This window comes from Sphingomonas sp. dw_22 (assembly GCF_018449795.1).
Taxonomy (GTDB): Bacteria; Pseudomonadota; Alphaproteobacteria; order Sphingomonadales; family Sphingomonadaceae; genus Sphingomonas.
Genome location: NZ_JAAVVE010000026.1, coordinates 1 through 14131 on the forward strand (window position 1 = coordinate 1; position 14131 = coordinate 14131).

General features: G+C 67.6%; 11 protein-coding genes and 1 pseudogene. 1 reads left to right on the forward strand and 11 read right to left on the reverse strand.

The genetic code is table 11. The features are described 5' to 3' along the window. Positions 1–180: 180 nt before the first annotated feature. The 7 genes and pseudogenes from HB724_RS20500 to HB724_RS12415 all read right to left on the reverse strand — a co-directional run. A pseudogene (locus tag HB724_RS20500) lies at positions 181–321 on the reverse strand (DUF3035 domain-containing protein); the annotation flags it as partial. Next, positions 314–829 (reverse strand): signal peptidase II, encoded by a 516-nt coding sequence (lspA, locus tag HB724_RS12390; RefSeq protein WP_346344726.1) that lies wholly within the window; start codon positions 827–829, stop codon positions 314–316. The gene lspA and the pseudogene HB724_RS20500, both read right to left, overlap by 8 nt. A 2-nt stretch (positions 830–831) precedes the next feature. Then, positions 832–3783, reverse strand: a complete 2952-nt coding sequence (ileS, locus tag HB724_RS12395) for an isoleucine--tRNA ligase (RefSeq protein ID WP_213981257.1) — start codon at positions 3781–3783, stop codon at positions 832–834. Positions 3784–3931: 148 nt separating this feature from the next. Continuing rightward, entirely contained in the window at positions 3932–4861 is a 930-nt protein-coding gene (locus HB724_RS12400) for a bifunctional riboflavin kinase/FAD synthetase (protein WP_213981258.1), read from the reverse strand. Positions 4862–4919: 58 nt separating this feature from the next. Continuing rightward, positions 4920–6092 carry a dipeptidase gene (locus HB724_RS12405; protein WP_213981259.1) on the reverse strand — a complete coding sequence of 391 codons (1173 nt, stop codon included), beginning with the start codon at positions 6090–6092 and terminating at the stop codon, positions 4920–4922. Next, entirely contained in the window at positions 6089–6562 is a 474-nt protein-coding gene (locus HB724_RS12410) for a dihydrofolate reductase (RefSeq protein WP_213981260.1), read from the reverse strand. Before HB724_RS12410 ends, HB724_RS12405 begins: the two co-directional genes overlap by 4 nt. Then, positions 6559–7353 (reverse strand): thymidylate synthase, encoded by a 795-nt coding sequence (locus HB724_RS12415; RefSeq protein ID WP_213981261.1) that lies wholly within the window; start codon positions 7351–7353, stop codon positions 6559–6561. The genes HB724_RS12410 and HB724_RS12415 overlap by 4 nt, the downstream gene beginning before the upstream one ends. A gap of 129 nt (positions 7354–7482) precedes the next feature. Here HB724_RS12415 and HB724_RS12420 point away from each other — a divergent pair, with 129 nt between their 5' ends. Then, a complete protein-coding gene (locus HB724_RS12420; protein ID WP_213981262.1) occupies positions 7483–7884 on the forward strand; it encodes a JAB domain-containing protein in 402 nt (133 codons plus the stop codon). On the opposite strand, the gene HB724_RS12425 is transcribed toward HB724_RS12420, so the two are convergent. The 4 genes from HB724_RS12425 to HB724_RS12440 form a co-directional block, all read right to left on the reverse strand. Continuing rightward, positions 7876–8640, reverse strand: a complete 765-nt coding sequence (locus HB724_RS12425; RefSeq protein WP_213981301.1) for a methyltransferase domain-containing protein — start codon at positions 8638–8640, stop codon at positions 7876–7878. The two genes, HB724_RS12420 and HB724_RS12425, sit on opposite strands and share 9 nt — an antisense overlap. Beyond that, positions 8640–9767, reverse strand: a complete 1128-nt coding sequence (gene prfB, locus HB724_RS12430) for a peptide chain release factor 2 (RefSeq protein ID WP_213981263.1) — start codon at positions 9765–9767, stop codon at positions 8640–8642. Before prfB ends, HB724_RS12425 begins: the two co-directional genes overlap by 1 nt. Before the next feature lie 71 nt (positions 9768–9838). Then, entirely contained in the window at positions 9839–12349 is a 2511-nt protein-coding gene (locus HB724_RS12435) for a transglycosylase domain-containing protein (RefSeq protein WP_213981264.1), read from the reverse strand. Between the two features lie 157 nt (positions 12350–12506). After that, a complete protein-coding gene (locus tag HB724_RS12440; protein WP_213981265.1) occupies positions 12507–13757 on the reverse strand; it encodes an N-acetylmuramoyl-L-alanine amidase in 1251 nt (416 codons plus the stop codon). Positions 13758–14131 lie beyond the last annotated feature (374 nt).

Sequence of the window (14131 nt, forward strand, 5' to 3'; positions counted from 1 at the left end):
CCGCCGATCGGCGGGCTTAAGGACCAGCCCCTGGTGCGCTCGCCCACCAGCTTCCCGGTTGTGCTGCCCCCGCCCTCCGCCCAGGGGGTTTTGCCCCCCTCCCCCCCCCCCCCCGGGGGCCGGGGGGGGCGGTGGGTGGGGGGGGGGGGGGCGGGGGGGGGGGGGGGGGGGGGGAGGGGGGAAGGGGGGCGGGATCACCAAAGGCGCCTGGCGCGCTACGGCGAATTCGTCGGGACGGACGCGGTCATAGCCCTTCTTGCCGCAGCCGGAGAGCGAGGCCGCGAGCGCGACGCCCGCCGCAATGGTGATAAACTTACGCATTGACTTCATTCTCCAGAGGGGCCGGCGACTTGGCCGCTTTATCGCGCACGAACAGGGCGCGGATCAACAGGATCAGCACGCCGATGGTAATCGCCGCATCGGCGACATTGAAGACCAGAAATGGGCGCCATTCGCCGAAATGCAGATCGGCGAAATCGACGACATAGCCAAGCCGCGAGCGATCGAGGATGTTGCCCAGCGCGCCGCCCAGCACCAGGCCGAGCGCGATCACATCGGGCCGCTTCCTCTCGCGCAGCATCCACCAGAGCACGCCCGCCGCGATCGCGCCGGTCATGGCCACGAGCAGCCAGCGCATCGTCGCCCCGCTCGCGGGCAGCAGCCCCAGCGACACGCCGACATTCTTGACGAAGCGCAGGTCGAAGATCGGCAGGACGGTCAGCGACGCATCCTGCACGTTCAGCCCCAGCGGGCCGGTGACGTAGAATTTGGCGAACTGGTCCAGCAGGAACACCAGCAGCGCCACGCCAAGGCCGATCCAACGCGTCACATTCACTTGCCCAACACTCCGGCGCAGCGGTCGCACAGCATCCCGTCTTCCGCGACTTCGGGAAGATGGCGCCAGCATCGGCCGCATTTGTGGCGATCGGTGGGCGTCACCGTGATGGCGTCGCCTTTCGTCACCGAGGATACGATGAACAGTTCGGCGAGGTCGTCGCCCGACAGCGGCAGCTCGGGGACGGTGACTTCGGCCTCCAGGCTGGAGCGGACCTGCTTCTCGCGGCGATAGGGCTCGATCGCCTCGGTGACGCGAACCCGCAGCGCGCGGACCTCGGCCCAGTCGGCGGTGAGCGCGCCGCCAAGCTCGGGCAGCAGCGGCCATTCGAGCATATGGACCGATTCGTCCTCGCTCGGGAAGCGCGCCTGCCACACTTCCTCGGCGGTGAAGGCCAGGATCGGCGCGGCGTAGCGGACCAGCGCGTGGAACAGCAGGTCCAGCACGGTGCGATAGGCGCGGCGCTTCGGGTCCGAAGGCGCGTCGCAATAGAGCGAGTCCTTGCGGATATCGAAGAAGAAGGCCGAGAGATCCTCGTTCGCGAAATCGGTCAGCGCGCGGCTGTAACGGTTGAACTCGAAATCGCTCGCGGCGGCGCGCAGCTCGGCGTCGAGCGTGGCGAGCTTGTGGAGGATATAGCGCTCCAGCTCGGGCATCTCGGCGACGGGCAGCTTCTCGGCATCGTCGAAGCCTTCCAGGGCGCCGAGCAGGTAGCGGAAGGTGTTGCGCAGCTTGCGATAGGTGTCGCCGGTGCCGGCGAGCACTTCCTTGCCGATGCGGACGTCCTCGAAATAGTCGGTCTGCGCGACCCAGAGGCGCAATATGTCCGCGCCGCTCTCGCCGATGATCTTGAGCGGATCGACGACGTTGCCGAGCGACTTCGACATCTTCCGGCCATTGCCGTCGAGCGCGAAGCCGTGGGTCAGCACTGCGGCATAGGGCGCGCGGCCGCGCGTGCCGGAGGACTCCAGCAGCGACGACTGGAACCAGCCGCGATGCTGGTCCGATCCCTCGAGATACAGGTCGGCGCGGACGCCCTCGCCGAAACGCTTCTCGATCACGAAGCTGTGGGTCGAGCCCGAATCGAACCAGACGTCGAGGATGTCGGTGATGACCTCATAATCGGCGAGCGCATGATCGGGGCCGAGCAGCGCCTGGTGATCGGCCTGGAACCAGGCATCGGCGCCGCCGGCGCGGAAGGCGTCGAGGATGCGGGCGTTGACCGCCGGATCGCGCAGATAGTCGCCCGTCGCGCGGTTGACGTAGAGCGCGATCGGCACGCCCCAGGCGCGCTGGCGGCTGATGACCCAGTCCGGGCGCCCCTCCACCATCGCGCGGATGCGGTTGATCGAGCGCTCGGGCACCCAGCGGGTATGCTCGATCGCGTCGAGCGCGATGCCACGCAGGGTGGCGCCGTTGGAGCGCGCAAGCCCCTCCCCTTCAGGGGAGGGGTTGGGGTGGGGCAGTGCCCCAGACACGTCGGTCTCGATGAGACGGCCAGGCCCCACCCCCAACCCCTCCCCCGAGGGGGAGGGGCTAGTGGAGCGGTCCATCGGGATGAACCATTGGGGGGTGGCGCGGAAGATGATGGGCGCCTTGCTCCGCCAGCTATGCGGGTAGCTGTGGCGGGTGCTTTCATCGTTGCGCGCCGAAAGCAGCGCGCCGACGGCCCGGAGATCGCTGCAGATGGGGCCGTCCGGCGCGAGCAGCTTCTTGTTGATGACCGAAAGCGACTTGTCCTCCGGCCAGAGCCAGTCGGCGCGATATTTGCCGTCCGCCTCTACGGCGAACACTGGATCGATCCCATGCGCCTTGCAGAGCAGGAAATCGTCCTCGCCATGGTCCGGCGCCATATGGACGAGGCCGGTGCCGGCGTCGGTGGTGACGAAGTCGCCGGGCAGGAACGGGCGGGGCTTGGCGAAGAAGCCGCCGAGATGGTGCATCGGATGGCGGGCTACGGCGCCGGCGAGTTGGGAGCCTTTTATGGTCTTTTCGCTTACCTGAAAAAGCGAAGAGCCATCGGGTGCCCAGCGGTTGCGGAACGACTGCGCCAAATCCTTGGCGATCAAGATGCGCATTTGAGACTTCAGCTCGCGCTGAATAACGTCCCAATTCTTGTCGATGCCGTCATCGGTCGAGTGAACGGCCTTCGAAATCAGACAATCAACGTATTCGACCTCTGGCCCATAGGCCAAAGCCTGGTTCACCGGGATCGTCCACGGCGTGGTCGTCCAGATCACCGCATGGGCGCCGACCAGCTCGGGCGCGTTGGGCGCCTCGACGATCTCGAACGCGACGTCGATCTGGGTCGACACCACATCCTCATATTCCACCTCGGCCTCGGCTAGCGCGGTCTTCTCGACTGGCGACCACATCACCGGCTTGGCGCCGCGATAGAGCTGGCCGCTCTCGGCGAACTTCAGCAGCTCGCCGGCGATGATCGCCTCGCTCTCGAACTTCATCGTGAGGTACGGGTCGCTCCAGTCGCCCATCACCCCCAGCCGCTCGAACTGGGCGCGCTGCACGGCGACCCATTTCTCGGCATAGGCGCGGCATTCGGCGCGGAAGGCGACCGGGTCCACCTCGTCCTTGTTGAGCTTCTTCGCGCGATAGGCTTCCTCGACCTTCCACTCGATCGGCAGGCCGTGGCAGTCCCAGCCGGGGACATAGGGCGCGTCCTTGCCGAGCAGGGTCTGCGAGCGGACGACGATGTCCTTGAGGATCTTGTTCATCGCATGGCCCATGTGAATGTCGCCATTCGCATAGGGTGGGCCGTCATGCAGGATGAAGCGCTCGCGGCCCGCGCGGGCCGCGCGCAGCTTCTCGTACAGGCCGATCTTCGCCCAGCGCTCCAGGATGGCCGGCTCCTTCTGGGCAAGGCCGGCCTTCATGGGGAAATCGGTCTTCGGCAGGAAGACGGTGTCGCGGTAGTCTGTCTGGTCGCTCATGAGTGCGCGCGGATTAGCGGGTGTGAGGGCCTGAGTCATCCCTTTGGCTGGTTTTGTTCGCACGACGGCGCGAAGGCGCAACGATGGTTCGTTGGTGGCGAGTGACCGGGCCACATCGGATGAAATCGTAGCGTCGTTGCGCGAAAACTCAGGTGCGAGCCAATGACTCCCGCGCCCGCGCCGCATCGGCATCCATCTGGATCTTCAGCGCATCGAGCGAATCGAACTTCGCCTCGGGCCGCAGATAGTCGATCAGCGAGACTTCGATCGTCTGGCCGTAGAGATCGCCGGAGAAGTCGAAGAAATAGCTCTCCAGCAGCTCGACCGGCGGATCGAAGCTCGGCCGGATGCCGAGATTGGCGACGCCGTCCAGCACGCGCCCGTCGGCCAGCCGCCCGCGCACCGCATAGATGCCGTAGGCAGGCCGCAGATAATGGGTCAGGCGCATGTTCGCGGTCGGGTAGCCGAGCTGGCGGCCGAGCTTCGCGCCGCCCTCCACCACGCCTTCGATCGCGAAGGGGCGGGTGAGCAGCGCCGCGGCGTCGCGCGGGCGGCCGGCCTTCAGATGCTCGCGGATGCGGCTGGAGGAGACCGTCTCGCCGCCCAGCGCCACCGGCGGCACCGCCACCGTTGAAAAGCCGAGTTCCTCGCCCAGCGCGGCGAGCATCGCGACATCGCCCTGGCGGGCCTTGCCGAAGGTGAAGTCGATGCCGGTCACCACCCCGCCGACGCCATAGGCCCCGACCAGCCGCTCGGCGGCGAAGGCATGGGCGCTGAGGCTCGCCAGCGCGGCGTCGAAGGGGAAGACGAGCATCGCATCGGCGCCGGCCTCGGCGAACAGGCGCTGGCGCTGATCGAGCGTGGTCAGGCGGAAATGCTCGGACTGGGGCTGGAAATAGCGGCGCGGATGCGGATCGAAGGTGCCGACGATCGCCGGGCGTCCGGCGGCATGCGCATCGGCCACCGCGCGCCCGACCACGGCCTGATGACCCAGATGGAAACCGTCGAAATTGCCGAGCGCAACGATCGCGCCCCGGAAAGGAGGCGGAACCGCCGAGCCGCCGTCCAGCCGCTGCATGCTTGGGGCTATAGGGAGGGCATTCGCAGCAATCAAATCCTCCCTCCGCCGGGGAAGATCAGGGTTTCGGCACGATCCCCGCCCGGATCACGCGCAGCACGTTGCCGCCCATCACCTTGCGGATCTCGTCCTGGCTGAAGCCGCGATTCACCAGCGCCTGGGTGACTTCCACGAGCTGCGACGAATCGAAGCCGGTGGTCACCGCGCCGTCGAAGTCCGAACCCAGCCCGACATGATCCACGCCGACCAGATCGCGGACATGGGCGACGGCGTTGGCGATCGCGGAAGGGGCAGTCGAGCAGACCGCCGCGTCCCAATATCCGATGCCGATCACGCCGCCGGTGCGGGCTATCCCCCTGATCTCCGCGTCGGTGAGGTTGCGGTTGACCTTGCACGTCGCCTGGACGCCGCCATGGCTGGAGACCACCGGGCGGTGCGCCATCGCCAGCACCTCGGCGACCGTGGCGTGGCTCGAATGCGCGACGTCGACGATCATGCCGAGCGCTTCCATCCGGCGTACCGCCTGCTGGCCGAGCGGGGTGAGCCCGCCCTTGCGGATGCCGTGCATCGATCCGGCGAGCTGGTTGTCGAAGAAATGCGCCAGGCCCGCCATGCGAAAGCCCGCATCATGGAGCTTGTCGAGATTGCCGATCTGCCCCTCCAGATCCTGCAGCCCCTCGATCGAGAGCATGCCGCCGACGACTTTCTGCCCCTTGGCGCGATCGGCCAGCAGCCGGTCGAGATCGGCGGGGGTGTGGATCACGCGGAGCTGGCCGTTCGAGGCTTGCGCGGCGCGGTCGAGCTTCTCGGCGTGCCAGAGCGAGCGCTGGAGCAGCGAGCCCCAGGTCCGCACCGGCTGGAGCTGGGCGATGGCGAGCAGGGTGATGTTGTCGGTATCGTCGCCATTGGCGTCGTAATTCTGGTGCTTCGGGGTCTTGGTGACCGAGGAGAAGATTTGGAGCGCGGCATTGCCGTCGATCAGCCGCGGCAGGTCGATCTGGCCGCGTCCGGCGCGGCTCAGCAGGCTGCGGCGCCACATCAGCGTGTCGCCATGCATGTCGGCGATCTGGAGCGTGGCGTGGAGCGCCCTGGTCTGTTCGGTCACCTTGGGGAGATCGGTCTTCTCCACCCTGTTCATGCTCGATTCGACATAGGCCGGCGCGATGCCGAAAAAGCCGATCGCGCCGAGCAGGAGGACGACGACCAGCCCCCACAGGATCCTTTTCCTCATGGCACCCTCTCCAAGGTGACGAAGCTGTAGGCGGGGCGCCCCGCTTCGCCCGCATGATCCTCGCGCGCGGTTTCGCGCCAGCCCGGGCCGAAGGCGGGGACGGCGGCGTCGCCCTCGGCATCGATATGGACTTCGGTCAGCTCGATCCGCTCGGCATGGCCGAGCAGCAGCGCGAATATCTCGGCGCCGCCGATCACCGCTACATTGTCGCCCGCGAGCGCCAGCGCCTCCTCGGGCGTATGCGCGATTTCGGCGCCCTCGGCGCGCCAGCCGCGGTCGCGGGTGAGCACGATATGCCGGCGGCCGGGCAAGGGGCTGGGGAAGCTCTCGAAGGTCTTGCGGCCCATCACCATCGGCTTGCCCATGGTCTGCGCCCTGAAGCGCTTGAGGTCCGCCGGCAGGTGCCAGGGCAGCTTGCCGTCACGGCCGATCACGCCGTTGTCGGCGCGGGCGAGGTGGAAGGTTATCAAACCGCCACCGGGGCCTTGATATGCGCCTGTGCCGCGTAATCGTGGATCGCGAAATCCTCATAGTCATAGGCGTCGATCGACGGCGCCTTGCGGAGGATTTCGAGGCGGGGGAGCGGGCCGGGCGTGCGCGCGAGCTGCTCGCGGGCCTGGTCGAGATGGTTCGAATAGAGGTGGCAGTCGCCGCCGGTCCAGATGAACTCGCCCGGCTCCAGCCCCGCCTGCTGGGCGAGCAGCATCGTCAGCAGCGCATAGCTGGCGATGTTGAACGGCACGCCCAGGAAGATGTCGGCCGAGCGCTGGTAGAGCTGGAGGCTCAGCCTGCCGTTCGCGACATGCGTCTGGAACAGGCAGTGGCAGGGCGCCAGCGCCATCGCGTGGAGCTCGCCGGGGTTCCAGGCCGAGACGATCTGGCGGCGCGAGCCGGGATTGGTGCGGATCGTCTCGATCAGCTCGGCGATCTGGTCGATCTCGCGGCCGTCGGCGGTTTCCCAATGGCGCCATTGCTTGCCGTATACCGGGCCCAGCTCGCCCTCCGGATCGGCCCATTCGTCCCAGATGCTGACCTTGCGATCCTGGAGCCAGCGGACATTGGTGTCGCCCCGCAGGAACCAGAGCAGCTCGACGATGATCGAGCGCAGGTGCAGCTTCTTGGTGGTGAGGACCGGGAAGCCCTCGGCCAGGTCGAAGCGCATCTGGTGGCCGAACACCGAGAGCGTGCCGGTGCCGGTGCGGTCCATCGTCTCCACGCCCTGGTGGAGCGCGCGAGCCATCAAGTCGAGATATTGACGCATGGCCGAAGCCTAGCCGCCCCGCGCCTTCGCGCCAAGCGCCGGGCTTTGCTCCGTTGTGGACAAAAGGCGCCTCCGGATCGGATCAGGATCGGCTTCGGACGCCGGGACAACGATGTCACCTTACCCGAAATGATACTGCTCGAACCCCACTCCGCGCCCTGCCGCATCGCCGATCCGGTCTCGGCCGGGGCACTGTTCGCGGATCTGGCGGGGGAGGCGGCGGAAGTGGCGGCCTTCGCCTATCTGGCCGACGACCAGCAGCTCCTGGCGCTGCGCCATGCGCGGACCGGATCGGTCGACCGGCTGGAGCTGCCGTTCCGCGCGATCCTGGCGGACGTGCTCGCGCTCAATCCGCTCGCGGTGGTGATGGCGCACAACCATCCCAGCGGCGATCCGACGCCGAGCCGCGCCGATCGCGAGGTGACGCGGATGCTCGCGCGGGTGCTCGATCCGCTGGGCGTCCGGCTGGTCGATCATCTGGTGGTGGCGCCCGGCGGGACCGCCAGCTTCCGGGCGCTCGGGCTACTCTGAGCCGCTGCCGGTCATCGCCGCGGGCGTCGCGGTTTTGCCGGTGCGGCAGGCGCGGATCGCGCTCGGCTCGGGGCGCTCGCCCTCGGTGGCGAAGATGGCGAGATAGCCGCCCGCCGAGGGCATCGGCCGCATCGCGACCAGCCTGTATCCGACTGCGGCGAACTCGCATTTCAGCAGCTCGGGCGGGGTGCCGTGATTCTCGGTCGCCCGATCGGCATCGACCACGATCACCTGGCCGTCCGGCGTGAGCGAGGGGCGCAGCCGCCACAGGAACTCATAGGGCGATTCGATCTCGTGATACATATGGACCATCAGCACGCGATCGAAGCTGGCCTCGGGCAGGCGCGGATCGGCGGGCAGGCCCAGGCGCACGCTGACATTGTTGAGCCGCTCGCGCACCACGCGCGTCGCCAGCGCGTCGCGGACGTCGGGCACGATGTCCTCGGCCACCACCCGGCCCTTGTCGCCGACGCGCTGGGCAAGGCGGATCGTGTAATAGCCTTCGCCCGCGCCGATATCGGCGACGGTCATGCCCGGCTTGATCCCCGCCAGGCTCATCACCTGACCCGCCTCGTTCAGCCGGTCGCGCGATTCCTCGTTGGACCAGCGCGCCGAGACGATCGTGGCGACGGGGCGGTCGGCGGCGGGGAAGCCGGTATGCGCCTCACGCTTCTCCTCGCGCGGACTGGCCGGGCCGCCGTCGCACGCCGCCAGCAGCAGCGTCGCGGCCAGGCCCAGGAACCGCGCGAGAGCGATCAATCGACGTCCTCCACTTCCACCGTCTCGCCGGTCACGCGCTGCGAGAGCGCGGCCGCCATGAACGGATCGAGCGCGCCGTCGAGCACGTCGCCGGGCGCGGTCGAGGTGACGCCGGTGCGCAGATCCTTCACGAGCTGGTACGGCTGGAGGACGTAGCTGCGGATCTGGTGGCCCCAGCCGATATCGGTCTTGCTTGCGTTCTCGGCATTGGCGGCCTGCTCGCGGATCTGCAGCTCGCGCTCGTAGAGGCGGGCGCGGAGCTGGTTATAGGCCTCGGCCTTGTTCTTGTGCTGCGAGCGCTGGTTCTGGCACTGGACGACGATGCCGGTGGGGATGTGCGTGATGCGCACCGCCGAATCGGTCGTGTTGATGTGCTGGCCGCCCGCGCCGGATGCGCGATAAGTGTCGATGCGCAGGTCGCTCTCGTTGTAATTGACCTCGATATCGTCGTCGATCACCGGATAGACCCACACGCTGGAAAAGCTGGTGTGGCGCCGCGCCGCGCTGTCATAGGGCGAGATGCGCACCAGGCGGTGCACGCCGCTCTCGGTCTTGGCATAGCCATAGGCGTTCTCGCCCTTGACCAGCAACGTCGCCGACTTGATCCCGGCCTGCTCGCCGGCATGGAAATCGATCAGCTCGACCTTCAGCCCATGGCGTTCGGCCCAGCGCGTGTACATGCGCTGGAGCATGCCGGCCCAGTCCTGGCTCTCGGTGCCGCCGGCGCCCGAGTTGATCTCGATATAGGTGTCGTTGGCGTCGGCCTCGCCCGAGAGCAGCGCCTTGACCTTGTCCACCTCGGCGCGTTCGGCGAGCGTGGCGAGCGCGGCGGTGCCTTCGCTCGCCATCTCCTCGTCGCCCTCGGCCTCGGCCATCTCGATCAGCTCGACGGTGTCGTTCAGCTCGGTCTCGATCGCCCGGGTCGCGGAGACCGCCTCGTCGAGGCGGCGGCGTTCGCGCATCACGTCCTGCGCCGCCTTCGCGTCGTTCCACAGCGTCGGATCCTCGACCCGCGCGTTCAGTTCGTCGAGCCGGCGCAGCGCACGGTCCCAATCGAGGAACCGGCGCAGCAGCGCCAGCGCGGCGTTGACCTTGTCGACATGTGCCTGCGCTTCGGCGCGCATCGTAAACTCTCCAAAAACAAAATTCGTCGCCCAGGCGGGCATGGCATCAAGATAGGTACGGAGGCGGCGCGCTAGTAGATTCCGCCCTCACGTTGCAAGAAATCGCTGTCGCTCTGGGTTTCGGAGCGGGGCGTGGCCTTCTTCTCCACGGCCTTGGCATCGGCCTGCACCGCATCGTTTTCGCGGCGGCGGCGCTGCGGCTCGCTCTCGGGCTTGAAGGCTTCCCAGATCACCGGCGACAGCGGATCGCTGGTCGGCCAGCTGCCCTGGACGGGCTTGCCGCTGGCGCGGTCGATGCGGACCATGCGGATGCCGGCGGGCGCGATGAAGGGGATCTTCTCCATGTCCTTATAGGCGGGAATCGCGAATTCCTTGAAGATCGGCGCCGCGATCGTGCCGCCCTGGGCATAGCCGCCCAGATTGGTGGGGCTGTCATAGCCGATATAGAGACCCGCGAGCATCTGCGGGCTGCCGCCGACGAACCACACGTCGGTTGGGCCGGTGGAGGTGCCGGTCTTGCCCATCAGCGGGCGATCGAGGTCGCGCAGCACGGTGGCGGTGCCGCGCTGGATCACGCCTTCGGTGATGTGGACGATCTGATAGGCGGAGAGCGGATCGACGATCTGGCGCGCGCGGACGATCGGGCGCGGCATCGGCGTGCCGTTCCAGTCGGGCGCGTTGCAGCCTTCGCAGGCGCGCCAGTTCTCGGGCCAGATCACTTCGCCACGGCGGTTCTGGACGAAATCGATCACCGTCGGGTTGAGCGCGCGGCCATGGTTGACCAGGATCGAATAGGCGTTGACCATCCGCATCACCGTCGTCTCGCCCGCGCCGAGCGCATAGGAGAGATAGGGCGGGAACTTGCCCTTCGACACGCCGATCCGCTGGATCATGTCGACGACGTGATCCATGCCGGTCTGGTTGGCGGCCTGGACGGTCATCAGGTTGCGCGACTGCTCGATGCCCCAGCGCATCGTGTGCGGACCCGCCCCGCGCATGTTGCCGAAATTGCGGAAGCATTTCTGCCCCAGCCCCGCGCCCTGCCACACGCAGAACGGGCCGTCGACGATGATCGAGGCAGGGGTCATGCCCTGCTCCAGCGCGGCGGCATAGACGATCGGCTTGATCGTGGAGCCCGGCTGGCGCAGCGCCTGGGTGGCGCGGTTGAACGCCTGGATGCGCGAATCGAAGCCGCCCTGCATCGCCAGCACGCGGCCGGTGCGCGGATCCTCGACCACCATGCCGCCCGATACCTTGGGCACGTTGCGCAGCGCCCAGGCGCCGCCCTCGGGCGCGACCGCGAGGATGTCGCCGGCCTCGATCGCGTCGAAGGCATGGCCGCCCTTGCCGCGGATCGGCATCGCCGCCGCATATTCGGGCAGGGTGCCGGTCGATCCGTCGTCGAAGCCGATCTGCCAGCCGGCGCCGCTCTGCTGGATCGCTATTCCCGCGCGCCAATCCTCGTAATCGACGCCGATATTGGTGTTGAGCAGCGCCTGTTGCCAGCTCGACTTGATCTCCGCCCGGCCGATCGACCCGCTCCAGCCACGGCCGCGATCATAGCGCAGCAGGCCGTCCCGAAGGGCTTTCTGCGCATATTCCTGGAGCTTGGGATCGAGCGAGGTGCGCACCCACAGGCCGCCCGAATAGACGCTGTAGGGGCCGTCCTTGTCGGTCTCGCCGAACTTGTCGATGAGCTGGCGGCGGACCTCTTCCATATAATAGCCGCCGACGCGCTCGAACTTCGGCGTCTGGCGCGGCACGGTGCCGAGCGGGGCGGCGACCGCGCCGTCATGCTGCGCCTGGTCGATAAAGCCGTTCTGGAGCATCTGGCCGAGCACCCAGTTGCGCCGATCGAGCGCGCGCTGGGTGTTGCGATCGGGATCGTAATTGGCCGGCCCCTTGGGCAGGATCGCCAGATAGGCCATTTGCGCCAGCGTGAGCTGGTCGAGCTCCTTGCCGAAATAGGCCTGGCTCGCTGCCTCGACGCCGCCGGCGTTGCGGCCGAGCTCGATCGAGTTGAGATAGAGCTCCATGATCTGCTGCTTGGTGAGCACGTCCTCCATGCGCCAGGCGAGGATGCCTTCCTTGAGCTTGCGCATATAGCTGCTCTCGTTGCCGACGAGCAGGTTCTTGGCCACCTGTTGGGTGATGGTGGAGGTGCCGCGCGGCGTCTCGCCGCTCACGATGCCCTGGAGGGTGGCGCGCACCAGGCCGGGGAAATCCAGGCCGTGATGCTCGAAGAAGGTGCGGTCCTCGGCGGCCATATAGGCCCTGACCAGCAGCGGCGGATATTCGGCATAGCTGAGCTGCACGCGCCGCTCGCGCGCATAGCTGTGGACCGGCAGGCCGTCGACCGAGCGCACATAGGTCGGCAGCGGCGGCTCATAGGTGCGCAGCTTGTCGATCGAGGGCAGGTTGCGCGCGACGAGCAGCCAGAGGAGGAACACCATCAGCCCGGCGAGCAGGGCGAGCACCGCCAGCACGCGGAACCACCAGCGCTTGCGCAGGCGCGCGAAGACGCCGCCGCCGGGCGCACGCTTGATCTTCAGATTTATGCTGGGGGTGTCATCGTCCGACATGCGGAGCGCGGTTTAGCAAGATTCCGCCGGGATGCCAGCATCCTTAGCCCCTCCCCTTCAGGGGAGGGGTTGGGGTGGGGCAGTAATACGGCGCAGGTCTCGGTGAGACATCCCCCACCCCCGACCCCTCCCCTGAAGGGGAGGGGCTTTAAAGGCTCTACCGCGCAGCCAGCCGGGTTGCGAAATGGATCTCCACTGCCTTGCGCACGCTCTCGGCGACCTTCTTCCGCCCATCCTCGGATGCGAGGAACTGTGCATCGTTCGCGTTGGAGATATAGCCGGTCTCGAACAGCACCGAGGGCATGTCGGGCGCCTTGAGCACCATCAGCGATGCCATGCGGTGATAATTGGCCTTGATCGGAATGAGCGGCTGCGCCTCGCGGCCGAGCAGCCGGGCGAAGCTGGCGGACATGTTCATCGTCTCGCGCTGCGTCAGGTCGATCAGGATCGAGGAAATGTCGGCATTCTGCGTCCCCAGATCGACGCCGGAGATCACGTCGGCCTTGTTCTCGCGCGCCGCCAGCCGCGCGGCCTCCTTGTCGGAGGCGACTTCGGAGAGCGTGTAGATCGTCGCCCCGGATGCGTCCTCATTCCCCGCGCTGTCGCAATGGATCGAGATGAACAGATCGGCCTTCAGCCGCCGGGCGATGCCATAGCGTTCCTGGAGCACCAGGAAGCGATCGTCCTCGCGGGTGAGCGCCACGCGCACCCGGCCCGAGGCGAGCAGCGCGTCCCGAATCGCCAGCGCGGTCTTGAGCGTCAGATCCTTCTCGCGCAGATCGCCCGAGGGCGAGACCGCGCCGGGATCATGGCCGCCATGGCCGGCGTCGATCACCACGAGCGGGCGGCTGGCATCGCCATAGACATGCGGCAGCGCCGTCGCCGGCAGGCGCGCCGGAATCGCCATCGACACGCTGTAGCCATGGCGTTTGGCAGGCTGGAGGAAGGTGAGCGGCGGCAGGAAGCTCAGCCGGCGCTCGGCCGCGGCGCGCGCGAAGCTGGCATCGTCGACGGTGCGCAGTTGCAGCGTGAGCGATCGCCCGTCGGGGCCGAAAGCGCCTTCGGTGACGATCGCGGGGCGGGCAAGGTCGAACACGATCCGCGCCCCGTCGCCGCCCTGCGCACCCTGGCGGATCGCCGCCACCGCGCCGCCGGCAAGCGCCTTCGCGCCCGGCGCGGCGCCCTGGATGTCGAGCGCGATGCGCTGCGGCGCGGCAAGCAGGAAGGCGCTGGCGTCGCGAACCGGCGCGTCGAAAGTAACCACGATGCGGTCGCCATGCACCCGCACGGTCTGCACCGCGCCCGCCCAGCTCGGAGCACCGGTCAGCCAGCCGGAGAGCAGGGCGAGCAGGAAGAGCACGCGCACGCTATGCCGTGCCTGCCGGCGAAGGGTCCAGCCAAAATCCATTACGAAACCCGTCAGGTCAGAAAAATCCCAGGCGGGGCGGGATAGGCAAATCCCTTCACATCGCGGTTAATATCCGTGGTTAACCCAATGCTAACCGGCGGGCGCATAGTGATGTGAAGTAAGGCGTCGCGGCGAAATCGTGCCGCCTGGACAACAAATTGCGTGAAAGCGGTGCCCCAGTTGCCGCATCGTGCGCGGGGTGCTACGCAGCTTGGGTTCCGGCCTTGTGCCGTAATGATACCGCGGCCACATTCGCCGCGACAGTTCAGGTTGACGCTCGCATGAGGCAATTTCCCTACCATCCGCATCGCCAGGCCTTCGCGGCCGGCGGCTGGATGGTGGCGGAGCAATCGGACCGCCGGTCCGTGCGTGCC

What these genes read in the sequence shown, in the direction of transcription:
- ileS (WP_213981257.1), bottom strand. Translation starts at nt 3,783, where the DNA reads ATGAGCGACCAGACAGACTACCGCGACACCGTCTTCCTGCCGAAGACC.
- HB724_RS12400 (WP_213981258.1), bottom strand. Translation starts at nt 4,861, where the DNA reads ATGCAGCGGCTGGACGGCGGCTCGGCGGTTCCGCCTCCTTTCCGGGGC.
- HB724_RS12405 (WP_213981259.1), bottom strand. Translation starts at nt 6,092, where the DNA reads ATGAGGAAAAGGATCCTGTGGGGGCTGGTCGTCGTCCTCCTGCTCGGC.
- HB724_RS12415 (WP_213981261.1), bottom strand. Translation starts at nt 7,353, where the DNA reads ATGCGTCAATATCTCGACTTGATGGCTCGCGCGCTCCACCAGGGCGTG.
- HB724_RS12420 (WP_213981262.1), top strand. Translation starts at nt 7,483, where the DNA reads ATGATACTGCTCGAACCCCACTCCGCGCCCTGCCGCATCGCCGATCCG.
- prfB (WP_213981263.1), bottom strand. Translation starts at nt 9,767, where the DNA reads ATGCGCGCCGAAGCGCAGGCACATGTCGACAAGGTCAACGCCGCGCTG.
- HB724_RS12435 (WP_213981264.1), bottom strand. Translation starts at nt 12,349, where the DNA reads ATGTCGGACGATGACACCCCCAGCATAAATCTGAAGATCAAGCGTGCG.
- HB724_RS12440 (WP_213981265.1), bottom strand. Translation starts at nt 13,757, where the DNA reads ATGGATTTTGGCTGGACCCTTCGCCGGCAGGCACGGCATAGCGTGCGC.